The sequence below is a fragment of the Niallia sp. FSL R7-0271 genome, assembly GCF_038005785.1.
Lineage (GTDB): Bacteria > Bacillota > Bacilli > Bacillales > Cytobacillaceae > Niallia.
Genome location: NZ_JBBOTZ010000002.1, coordinates 738,926 through 760,441, shown reverse-complemented (window position 1 = coordinate 760,441; position 21,516 = coordinate 738,926). Strand labels below are relative to the sequence as shown.

General features: G+C 34.3%; 27 protein-coding genes and 1 pseudogene. 8 read left to right on the top strand and 20 right to left on the bottom strand.

What is annotated here, in order from left to right; genetic code table 11:
* Window positions 1-26: 26 nt before the first annotated feature.
* The 4 genes and pseudogenes from MKX82_RS23820 to MKX82_RS23805 form a co-directional block, all read right to left on the bottom strand.
* Complete coding sequence (locus MKX82_RS23820) at window positions 27-887, bottom strand: phosphotransferase (RefSeq protein ID WP_237942488.1); 861 nt, start codon at window positions 885-887, stop codon at window positions 27-29.
* Window positions 888-1,028: 141 nt separating this feature from the next.
* Window positions 1,029-1,508, bottom strand: a pseudogene (locus tag MKX82_RS23815) (histidine phosphatase family protein); the annotation flags it as partial.
* A 128-nt stretch (window positions 1,509-1,636) separates the two neighbouring features.
* Window positions 1,637-1,846: a hypothetical protein gene (locus MKX82_RS23810; RefSeq protein WP_341080622.1), complete on the bottom strand. Its 210-nt coding sequence runs from the start codon at window positions 1,844-1,846 to the stop codon at window positions 1,637-1,639.
* A 748-nt stretch (window positions 1,847-2,594) separates the two neighbouring features.
* Entirely contained in the window at window positions 2,595-3,164 is a 570-nt protein-coding gene (locus MKX82_RS23805; RefSeq protein WP_341081624.1) for a TetR/AcrR family transcriptional regulator, read from the bottom strand.
* A 173-nt stretch (window positions 3,165-3,337) separates the two neighbouring features.
* Here MKX82_RS23805 and MKX82_RS23800 point away from each other — a divergent pair, with 173 nt between their 5' ends.
* The 3 genes from MKX82_RS23800 to MKX82_RS23790 all read left to right on the top strand — a co-directional run bounded on the left by MKX82_RS23800 (window position 3,338) and on the right by MKX82_RS23790 (window position 5,030).
* Window positions 3,338-4,258 (top strand): DsbA family protein, encoded by a 921-nt coding sequence (locus MKX82_RS23800; RefSeq protein WP_341080619.1) that lies wholly within the window; start codon window positions 3,338-3,340, stop codon window positions 4,256-4,258.
* Window positions 4,259-4,273: 15 nt separating this feature from the next.
* Window positions 4,274-4,582, top strand: a complete 309-nt coding sequence (locus tag MKX82_RS23795; RefSeq protein WP_233315457.1) for a monooxygenase — start codon at window positions 4,274-4,276, stop codon at window positions 4,580-4,582.
* Window positions 4,583-4,811: 229 nt separating this feature from the next.
* On the top strand, window positions 4,812-5,030 hold the full coding sequence (locus MKX82_RS23790; protein ID WP_341080616.1) for a hypothetical protein: 219 nt from the start codon (window positions 4,812-4,814) through the stop codon (window positions 5,028-5,030).
* 212 nt (window positions 5,031-5,242) lie between these two features.
* On the opposite strand, the gene MKX82_RS23785 is transcribed toward MKX82_RS23790, so the two are convergent.
* The 6 genes from MKX82_RS23785 to MKX82_RS23760 all read right to left on the bottom strand — a co-directional run bounded on the left by MKX82_RS23785 (window position 5,243) and on the right by MKX82_RS23760 (window position 9,634).
* A complete protein-coding gene (locus MKX82_RS23785; protein WP_341080614.1) occupies window positions 5,243-6,076 on the bottom strand; it encodes a hypothetical protein in 834 nt (277 codons plus the stop codon).
* Window positions 6,077-6,246: 170 nt separating this feature from the next.
* On the bottom strand, window positions 6,247-6,684 hold the full coding sequence (locus MKX82_RS23780) for a GNAT family N-acetyltransferase (RefSeq protein WP_233315459.1): 438 nt from the start codon (window positions 6,682-6,684) through the stop codon (window positions 6,247-6,249).
* Window positions 6,685-6,768: 84 nt separating this feature from the next.
* Window positions 6,769-7,566, bottom strand: a complete 798-nt coding sequence (locus MKX82_RS23775; protein ID WP_341080612.1) for a phosphotransferase enzyme family protein — start codon at window positions 7,564-7,566, stop codon at window positions 6,769-6,771.
* 331 nt (window positions 7,567-7,897) lie between these two features.
* A complete protein-coding gene (locus MKX82_RS23770) occupies window positions 7,898-8,209 on the bottom strand; it encodes a DUF6980 family protein (protein ID WP_248574489.1) in 312 nt (103 codons plus the stop codon).
* 98 nt (window positions 8,210-8,307) lie between these two features.
* Window positions 8,308-8,487, bottom strand: coding sequence for a hypothetical protein (locus tag MKX82_RS23765; RefSeq protein WP_233315462.1), 180 nt, complete (start codon window positions 8,485-8,487; stop codon window positions 8,308-8,310).
* A gap of 265 nt (window positions 8,488-8,752) precedes the next feature.
* Window positions 8,753-9,634 carry a LysR family transcriptional regulator gene (locus MKX82_RS23760; RefSeq protein ID WP_237942473.1) on the bottom strand — a complete coding sequence of 294 codons (882 nt, stop codon included), beginning with the start codon at window positions 9,632-9,634 and terminating at the stop codon, window positions 8,753-8,755.
* Between the two features lie 112 nt (window positions 9,635-9,746).
* Here MKX82_RS23760 and MKX82_RS23755 point away from each other — a divergent pair, with 112 nt between their 5' ends.
* Complete coding sequence (locus tag MKX82_RS23755; RefSeq protein ID WP_237942471.1) at window positions 9,747-10,196, top strand: rhodanese-like domain-containing protein; 450 nt, start codon at window positions 9,747-9,749, stop codon at window positions 10,194-10,196.
* Window positions 10,197-10,407: 211 nt separating this feature from the next.
* Here MKX82_RS23755 and MKX82_RS23750 read toward each other — a convergent pair whose 3' ends face one another.
* From MKX82_RS23750 to modA, 6 genes are all read right to left on the bottom strand, one after another.
* On the bottom strand, window positions 10,408-11,106 hold the full coding sequence (locus MKX82_RS23750; protein WP_237942470.1) for a hypothetical protein: 699 nt from the start codon (window positions 11,104-11,106) through the stop codon (window positions 10,408-10,410).
* A 674-nt stretch (window positions 11,107-11,780) separates the two neighbouring features.
* Window positions 11,781-12,380: a histidine phosphatase family protein gene (locus MKX82_RS23745; protein ID WP_341080604.1), complete on the bottom strand. Its 600-nt coding sequence runs from the start codon at window positions 12,378-12,380 to the stop codon at window positions 11,781-11,783.
* A gap of 250 nt (window positions 12,381-12,630) precedes the next feature.
* Window positions 12,631-13,266, bottom strand: a complete 636-nt coding sequence (locus tag MKX82_RS23740; RefSeq protein ID WP_233315467.1) for a LysE family transporter — start codon at window positions 13,264-13,266, stop codon at window positions 12,631-12,633.
* Between the two features lie 138 nt (window positions 13,267-13,404).
* Complete coding sequence (locus MKX82_RS23735) at window positions 13,405-13,620, bottom strand: hypothetical protein (RefSeq protein WP_341080602.1); 216 nt, start codon at window positions 13,618-13,620, stop codon at window positions 13,405-13,407.
* Window positions 13,621-13,700: 80 nt separating this feature from the next.
* A complete protein-coding gene (modB, locus tag MKX82_RS23730) occupies window positions 13,701-14,357 on the bottom strand; it encodes a molybdate ABC transporter permease subunit (RefSeq protein ID WP_251647919.1) in 657 nt (218 codons plus the stop codon).
* 5 nt (window positions 14,358-14,362) lie between these two features.
* Window positions 14,363-15,172: a molybdate ABC transporter substrate-binding protein gene (gene modA / locus MKX82_RS23725; protein WP_341080598.1), complete on the bottom strand. Its 810-nt coding sequence runs from the start codon at window positions 15,170-15,172 to the stop codon at window positions 14,363-14,365.
* A 148-nt stretch (window positions 15,173-15,320) separates the two neighbouring features.
* Here modA and MKX82_RS23720 point away from each other — a divergent pair, with 148 nt between their 5' ends.
* Window positions 15,321-16,244 carry a helix-turn-helix transcriptional regulator gene (locus tag MKX82_RS23720; RefSeq protein ID WP_341080597.1) on the top strand — a complete coding sequence of 308 codons (924 nt, stop codon included), beginning with the start codon at window positions 15,321-15,323 and terminating at the stop codon, window positions 16,242-16,244.
* Between the two features lie 39 nt (window positions 16,245-16,283).
* On the opposite strand, the gene MKX82_RS23715 is transcribed toward MKX82_RS23720, so the two are convergent.
* Window positions 16,284-16,826: an RBBP9/YdeN family alpha/beta hydrolase gene (locus tag MKX82_RS23715; protein ID WP_233315472.1), complete on the bottom strand. Its 543-nt coding sequence runs from the start codon at window positions 16,824-16,826 to the stop codon at window positions 16,284-16,286.
* Window positions 16,827-16,906: 80 nt separating this feature from the next.
* The gene (locus MKX82_RS23710) at window positions 16,907-17,281 is read right to left on the bottom strand and encodes a hypothetical protein (protein ID WP_341080594.1); all 375 of its coding nucleotides are present in this window, start codon (window positions 17,279-17,281) and stop codon (window positions 16,907-16,909) included.
* A 116-nt stretch (window positions 17,282-17,397) separates the two neighbouring features.
* Here MKX82_RS23710 and MKX82_RS23705 point away from each other — a divergent pair, with 116 nt between their 5' ends.
* The 3 genes from MKX82_RS23705 to MKX82_RS23695 all read left to right on the top strand — a co-directional run bounded on the left by MKX82_RS23705 (window position 17,398) and on the right by MKX82_RS23695 (window position 19,788).
* Window positions 17,398-17,913 carry a CBO0543 family protein gene (locus MKX82_RS23705; protein WP_233315474.1) on the top strand — a complete coding sequence of 172 codons (516 nt, stop codon included), beginning with the start codon at window positions 17,398-17,400 and terminating at the stop codon, window positions 17,911-17,913.
* A 241-nt stretch (window positions 17,914-18,154) separates the two neighbouring features.
* Complete coding sequence (locus MKX82_RS23700; RefSeq protein WP_341080592.1) at window positions 18,155-19,231, top strand: saccharopine dehydrogenase family protein; 1,077 nt, start codon at window positions 18,155-18,157, stop codon at window positions 19,229-19,231.
* A 77-nt stretch (window positions 19,232-19,308) separates the two neighbouring features.
* Window positions 19,309-19,788 (top strand): hypothetical protein, encoded by a 480-nt coding sequence (locus MKX82_RS23695; RefSeq protein ID WP_341080590.1) that lies wholly within the window; start codon window positions 19,309-19,311, stop codon window positions 19,786-19,788.
* Between the two features lie 31 nt (window positions 19,789-19,819).
* Here MKX82_RS23695 and MKX82_RS23690 read toward each other — a convergent pair whose 3' ends face one another.
* Window positions 19,820-20,086 (bottom strand): HPr family phosphocarrier protein, encoded by a 267-nt coding sequence (locus MKX82_RS23690; protein WP_233315477.1) that lies wholly within the window; start codon window positions 20,084-20,086, stop codon window positions 19,820-19,822.
* Between the two features lie 30 nt (window positions 20,087-20,116).
* Window positions 20,117-21,289 (bottom strand): MFS transporter, encoded by a 1,173-nt coding sequence (locus MKX82_RS23685; RefSeq protein ID WP_341080588.1) that lies wholly within the window; start codon window positions 21,287-21,289, stop codon window positions 20,117-20,119.
* Window positions 21,290-21,516: the final 227 nt, after the last annotated feature.

The following is a 21,516-nucleotide window of genomic DNA, read 5'->3' as shown; positions in this document are numbered from 1 at the left end:
AGGCAATAATTGCTCTCTGTGCTTTTTTATTTCCTATTCATTTCTTCAACTATCCTGACCCAGTAATTCCATGCAGTCAAATAGTCCTCTAAAGCGCTTGGGTGATGCTTTATGCATGTTGCAAGACGAAGATATAATCCAATAAGTACTTCTTCATAAAGGGAAGCTTCGTTCAGATTATGTTTGCTTGCTAGCAATCCTACTGCACTGTTGAACGTTTCTTTCGTCAAATCATCTGGGCTCGAACAAAAGGCGTATATTAAGTCATAAAGAGGTTCGCCAATTACTGGGGTTGGATCAATAACACCTGCTAATTGCCTGTCATGAAAGATAAAATTGTGCACACCGCAGTCGCCATGCAATAAATATTGTTTTCTTTCACCGCTTCTTTTAGTAGCAACATTCAATATGTACTGATAAACATAGTTGTCTAAATAGTGCTGTAAAATGTCATTCGCTTCCTTCATTTCCGCGGTAATAAAATCTTCCCAAGATACCGATGGCTCATCAGCCCAACCCCACCCACTTTCAGTTGCTACAGGGGTATATGTATTTAAAAGACCTTGTACAAGCTTTTGTAGCATATCTTTTTTATTTACTCTCTTGTCATTCACAGTGCCTTCAATGAAGGAATAAACAAAATATCCATTTGTTTGTTCAACAAATAAAAGCTTAGGTAGTAACGAATTATCCTTGTAGCATTGCAAAAACTTTGCCTCTGCTTCCACTATCTTTGGCTGATTTTTCTTCACTACCACTTTACTATTATCAAGGTTTAGAACATACAACTCACTTACCGTTCCACCATTTAACCTGTGATAATCAAGTGGTGCTTCATGAAGAATGTTATTGTGCAGCAATAGCTTTATTACTTTTTGTATATCCATATTTTCTCCTATATCGTGATTTTATCTTCTTTTATAATGGCTAATCCATACTGCTGTCTGTTAAAGATAATTGGTTGCATTTTGTAATAAAAATAACTGTATCTTTTTCAACTATACCTTCAAAGTCCCAGTGAACATCTCTTACCTATGCCAGATTTTAACAACCTCTTTCAATACTGTTTTATCAAAGCTTAATTTATAAATATCCGGCATATCCAAACCTCTCCAGAAATTTAAATCGTATTGTTTATCGAAATAATTCATTATTAAAGCAATCAGATTACCGTGTGATCCTACTACAATATTTTTACCTTTAAATCTTTCCAAGGTATTTAACGTTGCATAGACTCCACGTTTTTGTGCAATTAAATTCGATTCTCCGCCTTCCCAAGAAAAAGATGGCTCTTCCCATAATTTCGAAATCGCCGTTTGAAAGTCCTCTACAGCATTTTTTGAAAGCATTCGTTCCTTAAAGCTGTTATCAATAATTATCTCTCTGCTACTCTTTAGGCCAACTTCCTTGACAGTTTGAATTGCCCGCTTATAAGGACTAGAAATAACCACATGTACATTTTCTTTATTCAGGAGATCTGTTACTTTTTTTACGTCGGCCAGCCCCTTTTGTGATAAAGGCCTCCCTGATTAATCAGAAGAATAAATAGAGTGAGCGTGGCGTACAAAATACAAATTTGTTAGCAATATTACCTCTCCTAAACTTTAAAGTTAACTAAAAAATTTCCGCATACATTTTATACCCCAAAAAACTCTGGTAACTGAACCCCCAGATCAAATAATGTACTCATTATAAAAAAGAACAGAATGATTACTACACAAAGGTTTACAATAATTTTTCCGATAATATTGTCATCTTGTTCTATTTCTTTCTGTTTTTTTATCTCTCTGTATATTCCTTGAACCTTTTTTTGCATGTGGATTTTATTTTTTGCTTTTTCATTCATACATTTTCCTCCTGTATTCAAGGGGTGATAAACAATCTCCAATTACCAACAATTTTACCATATTGATACATCTATGTATCTTGTAATTTGACAGAAAATTGACTTTTTTATACCTGCAGCTAAACTATTATTTACCAACTTAAAAAGACTGCCCACTATAGGAGCAGTCTTTTTAAGTTATATGAAGTTAATAGTCTAGAGGTATTCATTAGAAACAGATGGCAATCCCTAAACAGTATAAAACTGATATAAACTTATTCGCTTTAAATAAAATTCAAAAGAATATAAAGCATGGTTGACAATACAATAACGGGTATAATCCCTACACCAGCACGTGCAAAATATAGCTTAACACTACTTGATTGATATTTAGTGAATTTTAACTTTTTCACATAATTAGACACCACAATAATTGAGGCAACTATAACTATAATAGCGACGATGCTACTCATAACTGTGACCAAACCTTTTTAAGGATAAAGTTTTTCCCAAATCTAAAAACCTTACCATGTTTAATATTTGTACTTAAATAAGTATTTATTTGTTTATCCTCCTCTAAAATATATTTATCTAACTTATATTATGATATAACAACAACATATTTAAAAACCACTAAATGATGAAAAAGTATACAAAAATACACATCTATACAATTAATATACATTTTATCTCATGATTGATATTTTTATAATCGCTATTGCGGTAACACTGTTATCACCTTTTCTACAGGATTTGGAATGAATGTATCTTAATTATTTTTATCGGTATCACTACTATAAAAGCCATTCTCAAAATAAGGAATTGCAAACTTAATATATTCTTCTGGTTGTAATTCCCTATTCTTGCTCCACTCCATTGCAGCTCCATATATTCCCCAGCTTAACAAAACAGAGGAAACTTTTGTGCTAGTTTCTGCTCGACCTTGCTTTTGCAGCATTTTATAAAAGATAATTTCAAGCTGTTCTTTAATAATCCGTGCAATGGTATCTTCATAGCCGCGATGACAGCGATTATGTAAAGTACTATGAAAATTAGTTATTGCTGTAAATATATTTATAATAACTTCTTCATTCAGTATATATCTTTTTATTAATTCATCATTTAAATTTATTAAGAACACCTCGGACAGTACCTTTTCCAGCAATTCATATTTATCAACAAAATGATAATAAAATGTTGCTCTGTTTATCATAGCCTCTGTCGTAATATCCTTTATGGTAATATCCTTAAAATCCTTCTTCCCCGAGATTTCGATAAACGCATCCATAATTGATTTACGGGTACGAACATACCGTAAATCCTTTTTTGTTTCTTTCATCATTGTTTCTCCTTTTTAGACAAATAGCTGAATATGTCGTATATACGATAATAATTCATTTTTATTGGTATTGTTGTTTTTCATTATGTACTAACATAATATCGTAAATCAACTTTAAGCCAGCTTCTTGGCTTGCTAAATAATCATTAGAATGATAGGAGTGAAATGTAAATATGAGTAAAAACCCAATGGCTTGTGATTTGGAAACAGGAATTTGTGGGGCAGTTGAAGAGGAAGCAATGGAAGTAATCGATTTTAACAAGTCTGATATATCCCTTAATTTATACTATGTAACAGATCCAATTTGTTCTCATTGCTGGGCACTGGAACCAGTACTTCGCCGTTTTGTCTCTCAATATGGTCACTACTTTAATTTCCATACGATAATGGGCGGATTGTTAGAAAAATGGGAAGATTTTAGTGACAGTGCAAATGGTATTTCTAAACCAGCTGACGTTGCAGATCATTGGCGCGAAGTTGGTGAACATAGCCGCATGCCAATAGATGGCTCACTTTGGCTAAATAACCCGATACAGTCTTCTTTCCCTCCATCGATAGTGTTTAAAGTTATTCAGCAAAGAGATGATTCTTTAGCAACCGAGTTTTTGCGCCGTGCGAGAGAAGCAGTTTTTGCTTTTAATCAAAATATTGGAGATCCTGTTGTGCTCCTAGATATAGTAAATAAATTAAATCTTGATGGAAAATCTATATTGAAAGACGCTCAACAGGAGATTGGAAAAAATCTTCTCAACGAAGATTTTCATTTAGCGGCTAGTTTAGGAGTGAGAGGATTTCCATCTATTATCATTGTTAATAAAGATAATAAAGGTGTAAAAGTTGTTGGTGCGCGTCCATTAGAATATTATATAAACGGACTAAAGCAAGCGCTCAATCAGGATAAACTCCAACCAAAGACTCTGCCTTCTCTTTCAGAACTACTAAAGAAGGAACAGCTGTTATTCTCAAAAGAACTGGAAATCATGTATAGCATTAAACAAACAGACATTCACTCTTTTATAAAAAAAGAACTTTCCTCAGATAGTTACGAAGAAAAGGAAATACTAGGCGAAGCTTATTATCTATCAGCATATTAACTTAAGGAGAATAAAATGGCATATATTTTACAAATAGATTTTAACATGAATGGTCCCTTTGGTGATGAAATGGCGGAAGCTTTTTCAGAACTGGCAGAAAGCATTAATAAAGAAGAAGGTTTCCTGTGGAAGATTTGGACAGAGAACGAGGAATCTCGTGAAGCTGGTGGTATCTATTGCTTTCAAACAAAAGAAACAGCTCAAAGTTACTTAGAGATGCATTCTAAAAGGTTAGATAGCTTTGGTATTACTAATATTAACACTAAAATTTTCTCCATTAATACGAAATTAACAGCAATTACAAAAGGAATAAATTCACAATAAACAACGCTAGAGAAAAGGACATCCCCTTTTCTCTAGCCCTTTTTTAATCTGTCATATATTCATTTATCAGCTCATAACATCTTTCCTTTGTTGATTCGTATGAAGAAATATAATAAGCAATCCATTCATGTGTTTTCCCACTGTACTTTAGTCATTCTTCCTTGCTGACAGATACAGTCGCAAGAAGTTTCACCATTTAAAAAGTTCGAAGAAAAACGGCACATAAGCCATGCTTAATACAATAGCAAGAACTGATTTGAGAAAGGATTCTTTTAATACGATCGCTCCTATTCCAAGTAAGACTCCACAAAAAGCAAACATCGGACTTAAAAGAAACAAAACATTTATATATGTGACAGGTGTAAAGGCAAGTATAAGTAAGGCTATATTGAAAGCTATACAAGAAAACGAAAGGTTGTTTGCAGGCATCAGAACTCCCCATTTATAAATGGTATATTTCAGCATAAATGTACGAAGAATTTCTAGATAAATATAATAATTGTAAATAGCACTCTGCTTTAGTATCCTTCAATAAAAAATTTTCTTTTTAGTATCCTTTTTCGCTGTTCCGTTCGTTGTAGTTTTTGATTTCTGACATTCCTATTAAAAATAGAAGACTTGCTCATAAATAAAAAAACGGTTCTTTTTAGACGGCTTCAATTAGATACTTTCGGATAATCGATTGACTTCATCAATAAGACCTAAATTGACCATTGTCTCTATTACTATTTGAGCTAGTTCTGGGTAATCTTGCAAAACATAATTAAACTGTATGTCCCTAAACACTGCAAGTCGTGAGGCAACTGGTGCAGAATTAAGATATTCCCGCAACAAGTTCAAATCCAAATCTTTTTCCTTATTAATCTCAAATGGTTTATGATTTTCACATGGAAGTAGTGGAGTAATAATGCCTAATCCATCCTGTGTAGCAATACTTACATTTCTTTTTCGCTCCGATTCAACCTCTTGAATATATCGAAACGGATTCTCAATAAAAGGTAATTGAAAATTATTCATTAAATAATTTTCGACCCTTTCCTGAGTTAACGTCTCATTTTTTGTTTGGTGGTAAAATGAGTGAGCTTCCTCTTCTTCCCATTGTTCTCTAGCTGCTAAATAAGCACCTTCACTATTAAATTCATTATAAAACAGTTCACTATTCGAAACATTTAATCTTAAAAATTCACTGAGGCTTTGGGCAATAATACGGACTGGCCTGTCAAAGTCAACGGGACAGACACAAACTATAGGTGCCTTCTCAAGATTCATAACAAGACCATAATCAGTAAGGAATCCATAATGAACACCATCTACACCAATATTTCCAAAAACAACTACATCACTTGGGGTATTGAAATATCTAATATCGTTTTCTAGAGAAAGGTAAAAATGAAGACCAAGATAAAATTGTTCAGGATCACTAAGTAATTTCTCTAATTCAACTAATCTTTGAAGCGTGGCTGGTACTGCGTATTTACCAAAATTAGTATTCATTTTGATTGCCCCCTTAAGATATAGAATATAATTTACACCATTGATATAATCACCCATAAGTTACTTGCAGAGTGTAACAAATAAAGAAATTAATTCCATACCCTAAACCTCTAAACCTTCTTCTTTCCGAATCATGCAAACAGTCCACATCTTAACATTCACTGATTGACTCATTGTTTCCCTTCCTTTAATTCCTTTTTCAAATAGTAATGCTTATGTTCTCTCCCCACATTATCTAAAGTACCGTATACTTGGTAACCATTCTTTTCATAGAAGCCTAATGCTTGAAAGCTTAAAGTATCTACCTTTATGAAATCACAATCTTTTTCCACTGCTATTTTCTCAACCTCTGCTAATAATTTCGTACCATAACCAGATTTTCTCATGTCTTCATCTATCATAAATGTATGGATTTCTAACCAATTCCAGCATACTTCACTCAGGATTCCGCCACGGACTGTTCCTTTATCGTCCTTCAGAAACAGACATATTTCTTCGAATCTGCCTCCTAAATCTTTAGGAAAATGACTTAGGTTATACTTGTACAGTGCTTCTTCAATGTATTGTTTATCTTTTTTATTTACCTCTCTCGTAATTTGCAATGTCATTTGAATTCCCCCTGTCTGTCTCTTTTAATAATATTCAGATTATCTAAAAAAATAGCGTCAAAAACTGACGCTACGATAACCTTCCTAATTCCACTCGTTTCCATGTTCATGAATAAATATAATGTCTTTTTGATAATGTTCGAGATGTCCTTGTTTCAGCATATTTTGAAAAGCAACATCACCTTCATTTGCTTTTTTTATCATATATTTACATAACCCAGCCAACCTTAGCAAAACCATCTCTAAATAATTCTCTTTCAGCCCCTCGATCCCGTAAGCTTCAAAAAACACGTTCACTCTATTTTTAATACGTTCGGCATCTTTTATAGAATTATAATAGATTTCTTCTCCATTTTCGTTGTGATAAAGTCGACTTAAAGGAACGCATGTGTATAGAGTATACGCTATGTCCCAAAGTCTCGGACCAGGTGCAGCGACATCAAAATCAATTATCCCAACTGGCTTTTTGTCATGAAAAATGATGTTGTATATAGCAAAATCATTATGACAGATAACCTCCATCTTATCTGGAGTATTAACCATAGGAACCCATTCATCTGTTATCGGAAAATCACTGACAGCATCATGATATTGACGAAGCATTTTTGCTATCTCTGCTAAAACACTATTAGACCACATATACTCTTTCAAAGGATATTTTCCCGCTTCTCCTTCAATAAATGTTAAAACCTCTCGACCTTTGTCGTCTATGCCTAATAACTTTGGAGCATATTCAAACCCTTTATTTTCTAAATGGTTTAATAATTTATGAATTTTGCTGCTTTCTTTTTTTAGTTCACGGCGAACAGTATCTCCTGCACGATAGACATTGGAAATATTACCGCCTGTTAATATTTCTTCCTTTTCAAATTGATTTGTCATTAAAAAAACCCCCCATTAGGGTATTTATGAATGTGACAATAGCGATGTTTTTTACTCATAAATAAAAGCAGATTAGAAAAGTATCTGCTTTGAAAACGGGAGTTTCTATTGTCCACACCATGAATCCCGAAAATGATTACAGACAGACTTATAAACTTTCGTTACTACTCTATCAATTAGATAATCATTACAAAGTCCACATGTGCAGTATAGATTCCCCTTTCTTTACATCTCTACTTCATATTACCAAAAGATGTTAATTATGTGAATCAATTTGCAGAACTATTCCGTTTATTCGATAAGTCTCTATACTCCGTAAACATAAAATCTCTCATTTACCTTTTGTATACCACTTATTTGTATGAAATTCCTTTGGAATATTTTGCTCCACTGGATCGTCAAACCCTAATTGTGCTAATGTATCAAACCATAAGTCACTTTTTGATTCTGGTAATTTTGTACCGCACCACGGACAGAAAAATATTTGTATACTCGAACTTCCTCCATCATGGATAATTAAGCCATATTCATCAAATTTTTCATGATAACTTACTAAAATGTCTGGACAATCTGATTCGTTTGTATGAAATTCACCTTTATAATTAATTTGCCCTGTCATCATTTCACAGCAGTGTTTACTCATGTAAGTTTCCTTTCTCCTAAAGAAAGTATGTTCTTTATTCTCAAGAAAATAGTCTTAATGTAAATCTTCGGACCACCTATACCAACCTTCATATAGATTCACTTCTCCTTTTCCCTTCCATAGGCATAGAAACAGTAAATGGCTATCGCAATTAACACTAATGGCAGTATTTGAAAAATAGAATTATATTTTGCAGAACTCACTTCTTTCAATCCGTATAAATAAATAATCATCCAAAAACTGCAGCAAAGCGATATAACAGCACTTAATAATTTCATATACTCCCTCCTAATCCATTTCAACAAGTTATTGTTAATATTTCTTATTTAAGTTTTTGAACTGCGCTATATAAAATGAGGCCAAACATCCTTAAAGCATCAAGATAACAGGAATATTTTAGAAGTGTAAGATAATGCAGCATAATTTGCAGTTAACATAACATTATTCCCCAGCCGACTGTAACATTACCTATAATAAAAAAACATCCTCCATGATTAGGTGCTAGTAATACGGTTATTAAATCATGGAAGTTTCAAAAAAACTTTATTGAGGAAACCTAGACTTTTTTGCAAAGAGATTTATGAAGTATTGATAGACAGGAATGTCAGAGCTGCTTTTCCGATAAAGTAATTGGCTGTAAAAATGGAAATTTTCATCCTGAAAAGGAATCCCGGTAACTTGATCATGGTCTTCCATACTAAACTCAGGCAAGAAGCCGATTCCCCATTTATTCTGAACCGCTTTTTTGATTGTTTCAATGCTGCTTAGCTCCATAGATAAGGTAAATTCAATATGATTTTTTTGTAACTGATTCAATATATAAGCTCTGTATGTACAGCCTTCTTCTGTTAGAATAACTGTTTCATCCTTAAAGTCTTCCAACGTAAATAATGACTTTCCTGTATAAATATGATCATGAGGTAATACGACTTTCATTTTTTGTTTTTCAATAGAGAGACTGTTGATTCTTTCTGACACAAATGGTTTATCAATTATTAGTCCAAAATCTAGTTCTTTATTATAAATTTTTTCAATTATTACTGCTTCTGTATCAGGAATGATTTGCACTTTTACATCAGGATACTGCTTTTTAAATTCGGATAATATTGCGGGCAGTTCATAAATTGCTAACGATTCAATCGACCCAATTCTTATCGTTTTTACTTCTTGGTTTTGTAATCTTTGCTGTGATTCATCAAATAATGCGAGCATTTTCTCTGCATAGCTATAAAGAAGCTCACCTGATGGAGTTAATTTCATTAATTTCCCATGTCTTTCTAATAAGCGCGTTCCCCCATAAAGTGCCTCCAGCTTTTGAATATGGGTTGTAACACTTGATTGTGCATAGTCCAATACATACGCAGCGCGTGTATAATTGCCGCTTTTCACAACTTGAATAAATGTTTTGAAGTATAACAGCTCCATCTTCTCACACCCTAACTATCAGTATTATTGATAGTATAAATCAATAACTATCAGATCAGCGAATACTTTTTCCATTTATACTGAAGAAGAAATCAACTAAGGAGGAATTATTTTGAAAAAAGAACCTAGATATTCATTAACATTGGACATTCAGCCAAGTGAACCAGAAGCAGCCTATGCTCATTTTATGAAAAAACTATCCTTTGAGGCAGATGTTGCTGATTTATTAATTGATTTGAAAAAGGGATACCAAGGCCTGACTGTTATTGATGTTAGAGATGAATTGGCTTATGAAGAATGTCATATTACGGAGGCTATTTCTTTTCCAGGAAATAAAATATCTGATCGTACTGTTGGTACACTACCTAAAGATAAACTAATCGTAGTTTATTGTTGGGGACCAGCTTGCAATGGTGCAACAAGAGCATGTGCTAAACTGTCCAAATTAGGATTTAAAGTTAAAGAATTGATCGGCGGGCTTGAATACTGGCGGAAAGAAGGCGGCGCAGTAAGCGGGACATTAGGTGAAAAAGCGCCTATGTATTGGGCCCATAAACATTAACTCCTGTTCCCCATATAAAGTTAGAAGGAACCTTTAAATATTATTCTAAGGTTCCTTATTGCACAGTCATCTTAACAACTTATGAACATACTTTATCAAGAAGTTTTTTCAAATATTTCGGGGATTCATTATTTGCTTATTAACAACATTACATGTCTACCTTGATTTAAAAAGGTCCTCATAGATTCAGCAATTTTTCTATAAGTGGTAGTTATCTATATTCATATATTGCCCAAGGCAGCCACAAAACTGGTTCGGTTTCTACTTCCTCATCATTACAATAATGACAATAGCTGATTGCTTCTTCTAAAGAGCTGATAAAGCCATTTTCATTTAAAGTAAATCTAAAGTTCTCTTTAAAATCCTTTTCCAGTCCGTTGCACAAATAGGAGTGAAATTTCCCACTTTCGAATCCAAGGATTTCATAGCCCAACATCTTACAATCTGCTTTTGACATCAAATTCTTATTTAAAAGCTTCTTTTCTAGTACATATTGGTTTTCTTCCGGTTTAGTTTCAGATTCTTCTTCTGCAATAAACTCATGTACCAATCCTTCTGGCAAACCAATACCAAAAATTTTGGTATTCTGTAAATTACTCAAATATTTCTGTTTATATTTTCTAGCAACAGCCACAGTTGTAAATAGATTTGGATAAGTAATTTCACCTAATTCAAACATTTCTTCAACCTCTGCTTCTAAATGATAGTAAGTATTTTCAGATATTCGCAGTTTTTCACTATATTCTTTTTTGCTCTTTTTAGAACTAGCCCATAAGATATTTATATCAGGATGAATATCACATAGACATTCACTCGCTGAGTATATTAGCTCTGGAATAACTTCTTTATCTAAATATTCAGGCCGTTCTGATGAGGAAATAATATAATACCCACCTAAAATATGTCTCATAACACATCCTCCTTGCCTCTGACATGTTAGTAATTCTTTAAAATCCTTTTTAATATAAAGAAAATCAGTCACTTCATCATTAATAAAGAGCTAACTAAAATGAAATTTTAATAATTACTCAGCTACAGTAATGACAAATTCAAGGCTGGTTGGTTTTCTTTTAAATGGTTCATTGTATTCCTTGAACAGGAATTTAATTTTTGACATATCGTCAGGGAGGGGCGGTGACACTATGTACTGATAAGATATATGTCCATTTGAACCTCCTCCTACTCTAATTTATAATTCGACTTTAACATATAATGGGTATTTATTAAAACTTATACTAAGGTGAGTATTTACCTAAAGTTCACACAAATATGAACCTACCATGACCTGATATTACTGATAATATATTATTTTTTCTTTCAAGCTAATATTTCTGTTCCCATAGTTCCCTTTAAGGCAGCTTGTGTAATGTAGACAGTATGAGGGCATTCCTTTATAGTAACCTTGAAATATAAATACAACCCCTGACATCACAGGAGTTCTTATATCTCTTTTTCTGTTTTTTGCAGTTCACTGATAAATAAGTCATATAGAGCTGTGGATGGTTCCTAATGATACTACCACCATACGCAATAATTTTTTCAAAACAAAAAAGACACCCAACTACAGGGTGTCTTCACATGAATTTAAGAAACAACTGGTAATTCACCTTTTACATCACTAACGTTCTGGTTGATAATTCCCACTAGTTTAAATTCTTTGTTTTCATATTCAAACTTCATGATGCAGCAATTTCCAATTTTCTGTAGCTGATTGATCGTGCTTGTATGTTCCCAAACTCTCATAAAGTTTCGGCATACTCCCCCATGGGATACTGCCAACACTACTTCATTATCTTCTTCCATTATTTTTTGACATGTCTCAGCCATTCTTTGCTGTACTTCCTTCTGGTCTTCTCCTCCGTACTGTACAAAGAAATCATTGTAAGGCAAAGGCGGATTTAAATCTTCACTTTCTCCTTCAAATGTCCCAAAATTCCATTCCTTTAACCCTTTTAATCTTGTATATGGTAAATCTGTAATAATCTCTAATGTGTCACTTGCTCTTTCTGAGGTGGAGCAATAAGCTTGATCGAAGACAATATTTTGCTCTTTAAAATAAGCTGCAGCAGCCTCTGCTTGCTTAATCCCCAATTCTGTTAGCGGTGAATCACACCAGCCTTGTACTTTTTTTCGTAAATTAAACAATGTTTGACCATGTCTCATTAAATATAATGTCTTTTTCACGTGTATCCCCCTCTTTTTTATAAAGAACATCTTTTTAGTCAATAGCATTTCAACTACCTTATTAAAATTATCCTCTAAATCGAAAAAAAGCGTTATCATAATTCTCTTAAATCATTGCCTAAAACTCTCAAAGTACATCTTAATAACACTTTCCCTATATCTTTATTTACGTTAAAATCTAAAAATGACAAATAAGCATGAAAAAGACAGCTGCAATTGTTAGCAGCTGTCTTTACCTTTACATTAACTTTTAAGAAAAAAGCGACTGAATACCTATGTAGAATTCATATAAGAAATAAAACCCAAATCCAAATAATAAAATGCCTGCAATGATGGAAGTCCATTTAATCATTTGGCGGTTCATTATTTTTCTGGTGAAAGACACAATTGTCAGTAAGCCAATATCGTGTAATAAAATGCCTGAGATAATTCCTAGTGCTACAATAATAAAGCTGTTTGAATCACTGCCTTCATATGAATCTGCTAAAACAGCTCCAAATACCGAAATCCAAAACACTAAATTCCCAGGAGAAACAGCTACAAGCAGACCATTACGATATGTTTTGAAAAGTGATTTATTAGCTTTCTCCCCTGCCATTGTTATATCTTTATCGGCATTTTTTATGGAATCATAGGCTAGAAAGAATAAGAAAATCGCCCCGACTATCCATAATGGCATTTGAATAAAAGGAATCGCCAAAACTTTTGCTAATCCAAAATACAGGGCAAATATTAAGATCAGATCAACTGTCATTCCGCCAATACCAACTGCCCAGCCATGCATAAAACCATTTTTCAAACCTTGCTTTGTCATTTCAACTGTAATTGCACCTACTGGCATTGCAATAGCAAGTCCCACCATTACATAAGCAAAATACAAACTCACATAAACACTTCTTTCAACTTAAAGAATAGCTTCTTACGTCCGTTTTATATGCATTATTATACATAACATTCAATAAAAATAAAATATTAATAGACAAATTAAAGAAAAAACCAGTTAGTTTATACTAACTGGTTAAAATTAACTTCTAAATGTTACCGGCAAATTTGGTCCTAAATAAGGAAAAAAAGGATGTGCCCCTGGAGGTCTTGGAGCAATATTATATTGTTGCCCTCCTAACATATAGTGATATGGTGTGACTCCAAGCAGCTTTTGATTCCAAGCTCCATATGATGGATTCGGAAAGTTTTGATAAAGTGCACCACCATTTAACCCAGTAATAATACTCGGATGCATAATAATTCCTCCTTACAGTTTGTTTATTATATGCTGCCGAGGTTAATTACGCTTAAGTACAAATAAGGGCGATATATCCTTTAAGACCTTATAAAATATACAACTGCCAACATAAAAAACGAAATAACTATTATACTCGTTACCCACAGCCAAGCCATGTCCATATTGCCTGAATCAATAGCAACATAGATAGCTGTTGGGATTGTTTGTGTTTTTCCTGGGATATTGCCTGCAAACATTAAGGTTGCTCCGAATTCCCCTAATGCTCTTGCAAAGCTCAAGATTGCTCCAGACACAATTGACTTTAAGGCGAGCGGAATGGAAATAAACATCATTAAACGTAATTCACCGGCTCCATCCACACGTGCTGCATTTTCTATATCTGCATCAATCGCTTCAAAGCCTGTTCTGGATGACTGATACATAAGAGGAAATGCAACAACTGTAGAAGCAATCACTGCTGCCCACCAAGTAAACATTATCGGCTGATTAAAAACCCATTCGATAAATTGACCTGCCGGGCTGTTCCGGCCAAAAATAATAATTAATAAAAAACCTACCACCGTTGGAGGCAGTACTAAAGGTAAAAGCAAAATTGTATCAACTAATACTTTTCCCTTAAATTTTCTGCCTGCCATCAGTTTCCCGAATATTATTCCAAATACAATGACAAATAATGTTGAAACAGCTGCAATTTCAATTGATAATATAACAGGTGCTAAAAAGTCAGCAGTCATCTTTTTTACTTCATCCCTTTAAAACCATATTGTTCTAATATTTTTAAGGAATTAACACCTTGCAAATAGTCATAGAAGGTCTTTGCTTCTGCATAGTAAGTACTATTTTTGATCACCCCTGCTGGATAAATAATCGGATCATGGCTACTTTCCTCTGCAGTTGCAGCTATTTCTACTTTATCGGAAGTTAATGCATCTGTTTTATATACAATCCCGGCGTCCACATTATTTGTTTCAACATATGTAAGTACTTGGCGCACATCTTTGGCGTAAATCACTTTATCCTCTAACTTAGTCCAAAGATTTAAACTTTCTAATGTATCCTTACCGTATTGTCCTGCAGGCACAGATTCAGGCGTACCAAGAGCTATCTTACCTGTCTTTGTTAAATCTTCAAAGCCCTTAATCCCTTTATCCGAATCTCTAGGGACTACCAATACAAGTTCATTTCCAACTAAATCTGTACTGTCACTCTTTTCCATAAGTCCCTCATCCACCAAAATCTGAAATTTATCTTCTGCTGCCGAGACAAATACGTCAACAGGTGCTCCCTGGGAGATTTGCTGCTGCAATGCTCCTGATCCGCCAAAATTAAAATGGAGGATTATGTTTGGGTTTTCCTTTTCAAAGTCTGCTTTAATATCAGTCAAAGCATCTTGCAAACTCGCAGCAGCAGAGACCGTCAATTCCACTTTATCTTGACTAGCATCTTGTTTATTATTATTTTCTGCAGTCGTTTTGTCGTTTGCTGAACACCCGCTAAGGAAAATCAATAATAAAAGCACACTTAATAAGGAACGATAGTAATTCTTCATTTTTTATCCCCTTCTTATAATTAGTTATAATTGATTATAACTAATTATAACTAATTGCAAGTCGAAAATTGTGAAAACTTTTAGAAATTTTTATTTACTTAATTATTTTTTTAACGATTACGTTAAAATATTAATGGAGGGGTGCACAATGTCAAAAGAATTTTCTTATACGATTGAAGAGGTATCTCAACTATTAAAAGTTTCCAAGCTTACCTTATATGATATGGTTAAAAAAGGAGATATCCCAGTTTTCCGTGTTGGGAGGCAGATGAGGATTGATTCAAGAGATTTAGACGTTTATATAAATAACCATAAAACAAAACAAACTTCGAACCTTTCTGTAACTGTACCGAAAGGCGAAACTGATGCGAAAACCATTGTAATAAGCGGACAAGACATGGTTCTTGATATTCTGAGTAAATATATGGAGAAACACTCATCTTATCAAGCATTGCGTTCCTACACGGGAAGCTTAAACAGCCTGATTTCCATGTACAATGGCAAAGGAGATATTGTTAGTTTACATATGTTTGACGGAGATACTGGAGACTATAATGTTCCTTATTTAAAAAAAATATTAGTCGGACGCCCCCTTATTTTACTTAATCTCTTATCAAGAAAAGCAGGCTTTTATGTTCAAAAGGGCAATCCGTTAAGCTTGACTGCTTGGACAGATTTACAGCGAAAAAACATAAAAATCGTCAATCGTGAGAAAGGTTCAGGAGCACGCATTCTCCTTGATGAACAGCTCAGAATAAACAATATCCTTTCAAGTGAGGTAAATGGATATGATAAGGAAGAATCGAACCATTATAGTGTAGCAACAGCTGTTGCAAATGGAATGGCTGATGTTGGGGTTGGAATTGAAAAAGCCGCAAAAATGGTCGGAATCGACTTTGTACCGTTAATATCAGAAAGCTACGATTTAGTTATGTTAAAAACTTCTGAAAATGAACCGTTAATCCAGACAGTAAAAGATATTTTAAACTCTGCCCACTTTCGGGATGAAATACAACTTTTAAGAGATTATGATATTTCTAGAACTGGAGATATTGTTTATGAAACATTTTAAAGGAGACTGCATTTTTTGCAGTCTCCTTTTTAATGTCTATCAAAGCCACTGAGAACGGATGATATCCTTAACACAATTCATTTCAATTACACCCTCACCTGAAGTAAAATGCCCTCCATCAGGCAATAAAATAAATGGAATCCCTAATTTTTCTGCTAACACATTCGTTATCTGCCAATCAATTATCTGATCTGTTCTAGAGGATATTATAAATGACTTTCCTAATAAATGCGTGATTTTGTTTAAATCTAAGTTATCCATATAATTATCGAATTGTGGAAAATCTTTAATTGCTTGTGCAAATCCTGATACAAACACCGCTCCCTTTATCTGTATATGATGACGAAGAAGAAATCTTAAAAAAGTAACACAACCTAAACTATGACATACAAAATACGCATCTTGCGCATTGCTGACAGCTCGGTCTAAGTCACTGTCCCATTGTTTTACATCTGCAACTGAGACAGTCGTGTATTCCACTACTAGTATCTCTAAAAAATCTTTAAAGTTTTGTTTAATATCAGCAAGCCAATTTATATCAGGTGAGCCGCCGAATCCATCTATCAAATATAGTTTATCCAAGATTATTCTTCTCCTTTTATGCCGTTGTGTCTTTTATTTATTTCTCCTCTATAAGTATTTCAAACAGTTCTGCCGACCTTTTATCGTCGCTGTTTAGTTGCATATATTGGTTTTTTAGAAGATGAGACAATAAATTCTACTTTATCTTTCTCGTCATTTAGCCAAATATCATAGCTTAATGATTTAATTTCTGTGTCAGAATCATCAGACTGCGCACTGTATCTGTAATCTGCTGGTCGTATATCTATACTTCCGTTATTCCATTCTAATCCGCCTACAATCTGATTCACTCTTTCAATCTGCTTTTGTTTAGTGATCTTTTTGAATTCCTTGTAATCAGCATTTTCTCCTGCACGTTTTTCAACGACTATATAATATCTGTCATTACTTAAACAGCCGCTCAACAAAATTACTAATAAACCAAGACTTATGAAAAAACAGTTACTCTTTTTCAAAAAAAGCCCCCCCTAACAATCGATTTAAAAAGCTGTAATCCAAATATTGCATAATAATATATCTATAAGCTGAAAATAAATACAAAATACATTTACTTAGGGGTTATTATGCAATTATGCAAACAATGTTTGTTGTATTTTTTATCTTCATTAGTTTATTTTTTGGTGTTTGGAGACGTTTTAATGAATGGTATTCGACATTATTATTTTGGATAATTGGTGATTTGCTGTACGCTTCCCTACTTCATGATTTTAGAGTGTGGGAGTTTCACCCTGTCTGGGTTGATCACTTTATTCTCCCTACCCACACATTAATTAGCACCGCAATCGCATTTTTTATTTATCCGTCTGTTATTGTTGTGTTCTTAGGACGATTTCCTTCTTCTTTCTTTCATAGAATTGGTTGGATTATATTATGGGCTGTGATTTTTGAAAGTATTGAAATAATTGCTTATGTGAATAAAAGTATTTTCCATCATTACGGCTGGACTCTTGGCTGGTCCTTTTTGTTTAACATCATTACTTTTTCTTTATTAGCTGTACATAAATGGAAACCTTGGGTCGCTTGGCTATTATCCTTATTAAGCATAAGCTCGCTATGGTTTATATTTCAGCCTCCCCTTCCTAAGTAATGGAAAGGGAGGGCGCTTACTTTATAGAGACTGCTCTTAATAGTACTAATAAAGTTAACTACTTGACCCTCCGATAATTCCACTAACTTCACCTCTTTCAACAAAAACCTACTAAGCACATATTAACACTTCCACACTTTTCCATAAATAAAAAATATCCCATGATTCTGGGATATTTTCTTAACTTACCTTTCTATACACTGTTCCTATAGTTATGGAAATTTAGAAAGGTGTGGTTTTTTTGGAAAGGAAAGATATTGTTATCGTTGGTGGTTATGGACATGTAGGAAGATTGATATGCAGTAAGTTAGGAGAAATTTATCCCGGCTATGTGTATGCTGCTGGCAGAAGCATGGAGAAAGCGGAAACGTTTTCTGCATCAACAAATGGAAAGGTATTGCCGCTGTTACTAGATATCAATAAAGCTGTTCCTGCATCCTTACTGGCAGGTGTAAAACTCGTCATTGTTTGTCTGGAACAAGAAAATGCTCTATTTGCTACCACCTGTCTTCAAGCAGGGATTGATTATATCGATATTTCTGCATCATACCGGTTTTTAGCTGAAGTGGAACAGCTCCATGATTTAGCAGTTAACTCCAATGCTGCAGCGATGCTCAGTGTCGGGTTAAATCCGGGAATAACGAATCTACTGGCTAGTTGGATGGCAGAAAAAGTCGACCATACAGACGCAGTGGATATTTTCTTAATGCTCGGGTTAGGAGATACACATGGGCATGCTGCCATTGATTGGACAATACGGCAAGCAAAAACGGACTATTATAAATGGATAAAAGGTAAACAGGTGAAGTTGAAAAGCTTTGGCGGCATGAAGTCTGCCTATTTTGGTGAACAGCTTGGCTGGCGAAACGCTTATCATTTTGATTTTGCAGATCAACATGTTTTGCATCATACAATAGCAGTTGATGTTGTCACCACTTATCTTTGTTTTGATTCACGCTTTGCAACTGGTGCTTTAGCCTTTTTGAAAGCAATTGGACTGCTTCGTTTCCTGCCTATTCGCTTGTCTACAAAATTGTTAACTAGAATTTCGATTGGAAAGCCGATGTTTTGTGTAAAAATTACCGTTACCGGACGTAAATCAGGGAAGCCAATCGTGTTAGAAACAGAGCTTTATGGGAAAGAAGAAGCAAAAATAACTGCATTGGTAACCGTATGGGCTGCTTGCTATATGTGTGAAAACAATTCCCGCACAGGTGTTTTCCACATGGAAGAAGTATTGGATTGGACTGCTCTTCAGGATGAATTAAAGAACTATATTATTTGGGAAGCTCCGCAACTTTTACAAAAGGAACAATGAACAAATTTTGCTAATTTATACAAATAACTGGAATAACTACTGTCTTTCTATCCAAACTATAGTAAAGGAGGGTTTATATGAAGAAAATCGGTAAATTCCAGGCGATTATGTGGAGTATTGCGTTACCAGGTTTCAGCCAATTATTAACTGGACATTTCTTTAAAGGTACATTATTTGTACTAACAGAGATTCTTATAAACGTATATAGTCATTTTAATACTTCCATTATGTACAGCTATTTAGGGGAATTCTCTAAAGCAGAAGAAGTAATCAATTATGAATGGTTATTATTTTATGCTTGTTTATACTTCTTCTCTATGTGGGATGCATATCAATACGAGATGCCTGCTGATGAACAATTGTCTTTTCTTCCCTTTTTATCTGCGGCTGCTTTCGTTACACTCGGCTTAATTTATTCTAGTAAGATTACTTTATTTGGCCAGTCACTCGGCCCTGTTTTTTTGCCAATGATGTTTGTAATTCCTGGGGTTGTTACTGGTTTTATTATTAGATACATACTGCTTAAGTTTTCCAATGAAAAAAGAAGTTATATCTAAGTGAGATTAACTTCTTTTTTCATTTTGGAAATCAGATTTCGGCATTTATTTCTTCTACTAGACAATACTTAAGCTTGCTAATGGCAGCCTGCTCATCTTCCCCATTTACAAATAAGGTAACTTTATCACCTTCTGCTACAGATAAGTCCATCACTTTCATTATATTTTTGCCATTGGCGGACCTTCCTTTTTTAGTCAGGATTATTTCGCTGCGAAAGGTCTGAGCTATTGCCACAAAAAGGGCAGCATTTCGCGCTTGAAGCCGATTTACTTCCACTGTAATCCTTGTTATTAACAAATGCTTTCCACCTGCCCATTTATAGTGCTATTAACCAGCAAGCTGATTAGTTCTAGAACGATATTTATAGTTTCTTAGCAAGATTGAGATGGTCCCGAAAATTAATGATATAAAACCTACTAAGACTACATATTGAATTCCTAATTGAGCTATAAATAATCCGCCAGCAGCAGCGCCAATCGTTGTACCTAAATTACAAGCTGAAATAAATAATCCATTAGCAAAGTCTGGAGCTTCTGGTGAAGAGGACATGATCCAATATTGATTGATATTGCCGCCCACCCCAGCTAGAATTCCCCAAATAAACGTTATGATTGCCATTGGGATGGAGAAATGACCAAATAGGAACAACACCATATAAACAGCTCCTAATAAAAACGGAAATGCGATGACCGTTCTTCGAGCATTATTCGTCAACAGCTTTCCTGCTGTTATATTTCCAATAATATTGGCTGCACCGAATACAGTCAGCATAATAGTAATCGAGGCAGAAGACATGGATGTTACTGATGTTAAATATTCAGCAAGATAACTGTATACACCAAATATTGCAGAGTTAAGGAAAACGACTGCAATGATAGACTGCCAAGTAATCAGCTTTTTCAAGATGGCTAACTGTGAGCCGTATGAAAGCTTTTCTTTAACAGGCATGCTTGGCACGAATAAATATGTCGCAATAAACGCGACTATATTCACTGCAGCAAAGAACGACATCGCCAATTGTAATGACATACTGCCAGCGATAAAGCTTGCGACTGGCACACCAATGACCATTCCGGCAGATACTCCTATGAATACTTTAGCAACAGCTTTAGGTGCTTCTTCTTTACGGACCGAAGAACCTGCTACCGAAAACGCTAATGAACAATAAATAGGATGGAACAGCGCAGGTACAACTCTAGCAGCTAATGCAATGGTAAAATTAGTAGTAAAGATGGACACAATGTTACCGATAATGAAAACTCCAAGCACAAGTAGCATTACTTTTTTTCGGTCTAAGCCTGAAAAAAATAATGGCATTGTCGGCCCAGAAACTGCGATAACAAGGGCAAAGAGACTAACCAGCAGGCCTGCTTTTGAGACACTGACACTAAAGTGATCAGCAAGAGCAGGCAATATTCCGATAACCCCCATTTCTGTATTGATAATGCCAAATACACCGATGGTTAATATCATGATAAGCAATTTATTATTCTTGACCAAAATTACACCTCAAACTTTCTGAATTTCAAAACACAAAACCCCGTAATGATGACTACTTTGTTGGCAATTACGGACATTTTTTTATGTTCCCTTCATATGTGATTTAATCATTTGCTTTTATTTTAGCTTCGATTTTCACATATAACCAATACTTATATCTCATATCTAGAAATGTCTGTTAAGCATTTCTGGATACATGTATACTTAAACATAATGAAGGGGGAATA

Excerpts from the sequence above, each read along its gene's own strand:
- MKX82_RS23770 (WP_248574489.1), bottom strand. The coding sequence starts at position 8,209 with ATGAGTAAACACTGCTGTGAAATGATGACAGGGCAAATTAATTATAAA.
- MKX82_RS23790 (WP_341080616.1), top strand. The coding sequence starts at position 4,812 with ATGCTTAATACAATAGCAAGAACTGATTTGAGAAAGGATTCTTTTAAT.
- MKX82_RS23720 (WP_341080597.1), top strand. The coding sequence starts at position 15,321 with ATGTCAAAAGAATTTTCTTATACGATTGAAGAGGTATCTCAACTATTA.
- MKX82_RS23695 (WP_341080590.1), top strand. The coding sequence starts at position 19,309 with ATGAAGAAAATCGGTAAATTCCAGGCGATTATGTGGAGTATTGCGTTA.
- MKX82_RS23765 (WP_233315462.1), bottom strand. The coding sequence starts at position 8,487 with ATGAAATTATTAAGTGCTGTTATATCGCTTTGCTGCAGTTTTTGGATG.
- MKX82_RS23800 (WP_341080619.1), top strand. The coding sequence starts at position 3,338 with ATGAGTAAAAACCCAATGGCTTGTGATTTGGAAACAGGAATTTGTGGG.
- MKX82_RS23750 (WP_237942470.1), bottom strand. The coding sequence starts at position 11,106 with ATGAGACATATTTTAGGTGGGTATTATATTATTTCCTCATCAGAACGG.
- MKX82_RS23775 (WP_341080612.1), bottom strand. The coding sequence starts at position 7,566 with ATGACAAATCAATTTGAAAAGGAAGAAATATTAACAGGCGGTAATATT.
- modB (WP_251647919.1), bottom strand. The coding sequence starts at position 14,357 with ATGACTGCTGACTTTTTAGCACCTGTTATATTATCAATTGAAATTGCA.
- MKX82_RS23735 (WP_341080602.1), bottom strand. The coding sequence starts at position 13,620 with ATGCATCCGAGTATTATTACTGGGTTAAATGGTGGTGCACTTTATCAA.
- MKX82_RS23795 (WP_233315457.1), top strand. The coding sequence starts at position 4,274 with ATGGCATATATTTTACAAATAGATTTTAACATGAATGGTCCCTTTGGT.
- modA (WP_341080598.1), bottom strand. The coding sequence starts at position 15,172 with ATGAAGAATTACTATCGTTCCTTATTAAGTGTGCTTTTATTATTGATT.
- MKX82_RS23820 (WP_237942488.1), bottom strand. The coding sequence starts at position 887 with ATGGATATACAAAAAGTAATAAAGCTATTGCTGCACAATAACATTCTT.
- MKX82_RS23785 (WP_341080614.1), bottom strand. The coding sequence starts at position 6,076 with ATGAATACTAATTTTGGTAAATACGCAGTACCAGCCACGCTTCAAAGA.
- MKX82_RS23805 (WP_341081624.1), bottom strand. The coding sequence starts at position 3,164 with ATGAAAGAAACAAAAAAGGATTTACGGTATGTTCGTACCCGTAAATCA.
- MKX82_RS23760 (WP_237942473.1), bottom strand. The coding sequence starts at position 9,634 with ATGGAGCTGTTATACTTCAAAACATTTATTCAAGTTGTGAAAAGCGGC.
- MKX82_RS23705 (WP_233315474.1), top strand. The coding sequence starts at position 17,398 with ATGCAAACAATGTTTGTTGTATTTTTTATCTTCATTAGTTTATTTTTT.
- MKX82_RS23780 (WP_233315459.1), bottom strand. The coding sequence starts at position 6,684 with ATGACATTGCAAATTACGAGAGAGGTAAATAAAAAAGATAAACAATAC.
- MKX82_RS23810 (WP_341080622.1), bottom strand. The coding sequence starts at position 1,846 with ATGAATGAAAAAGCAAAAAATAAAATCCACATGCAAAAAAAGGTTCAA.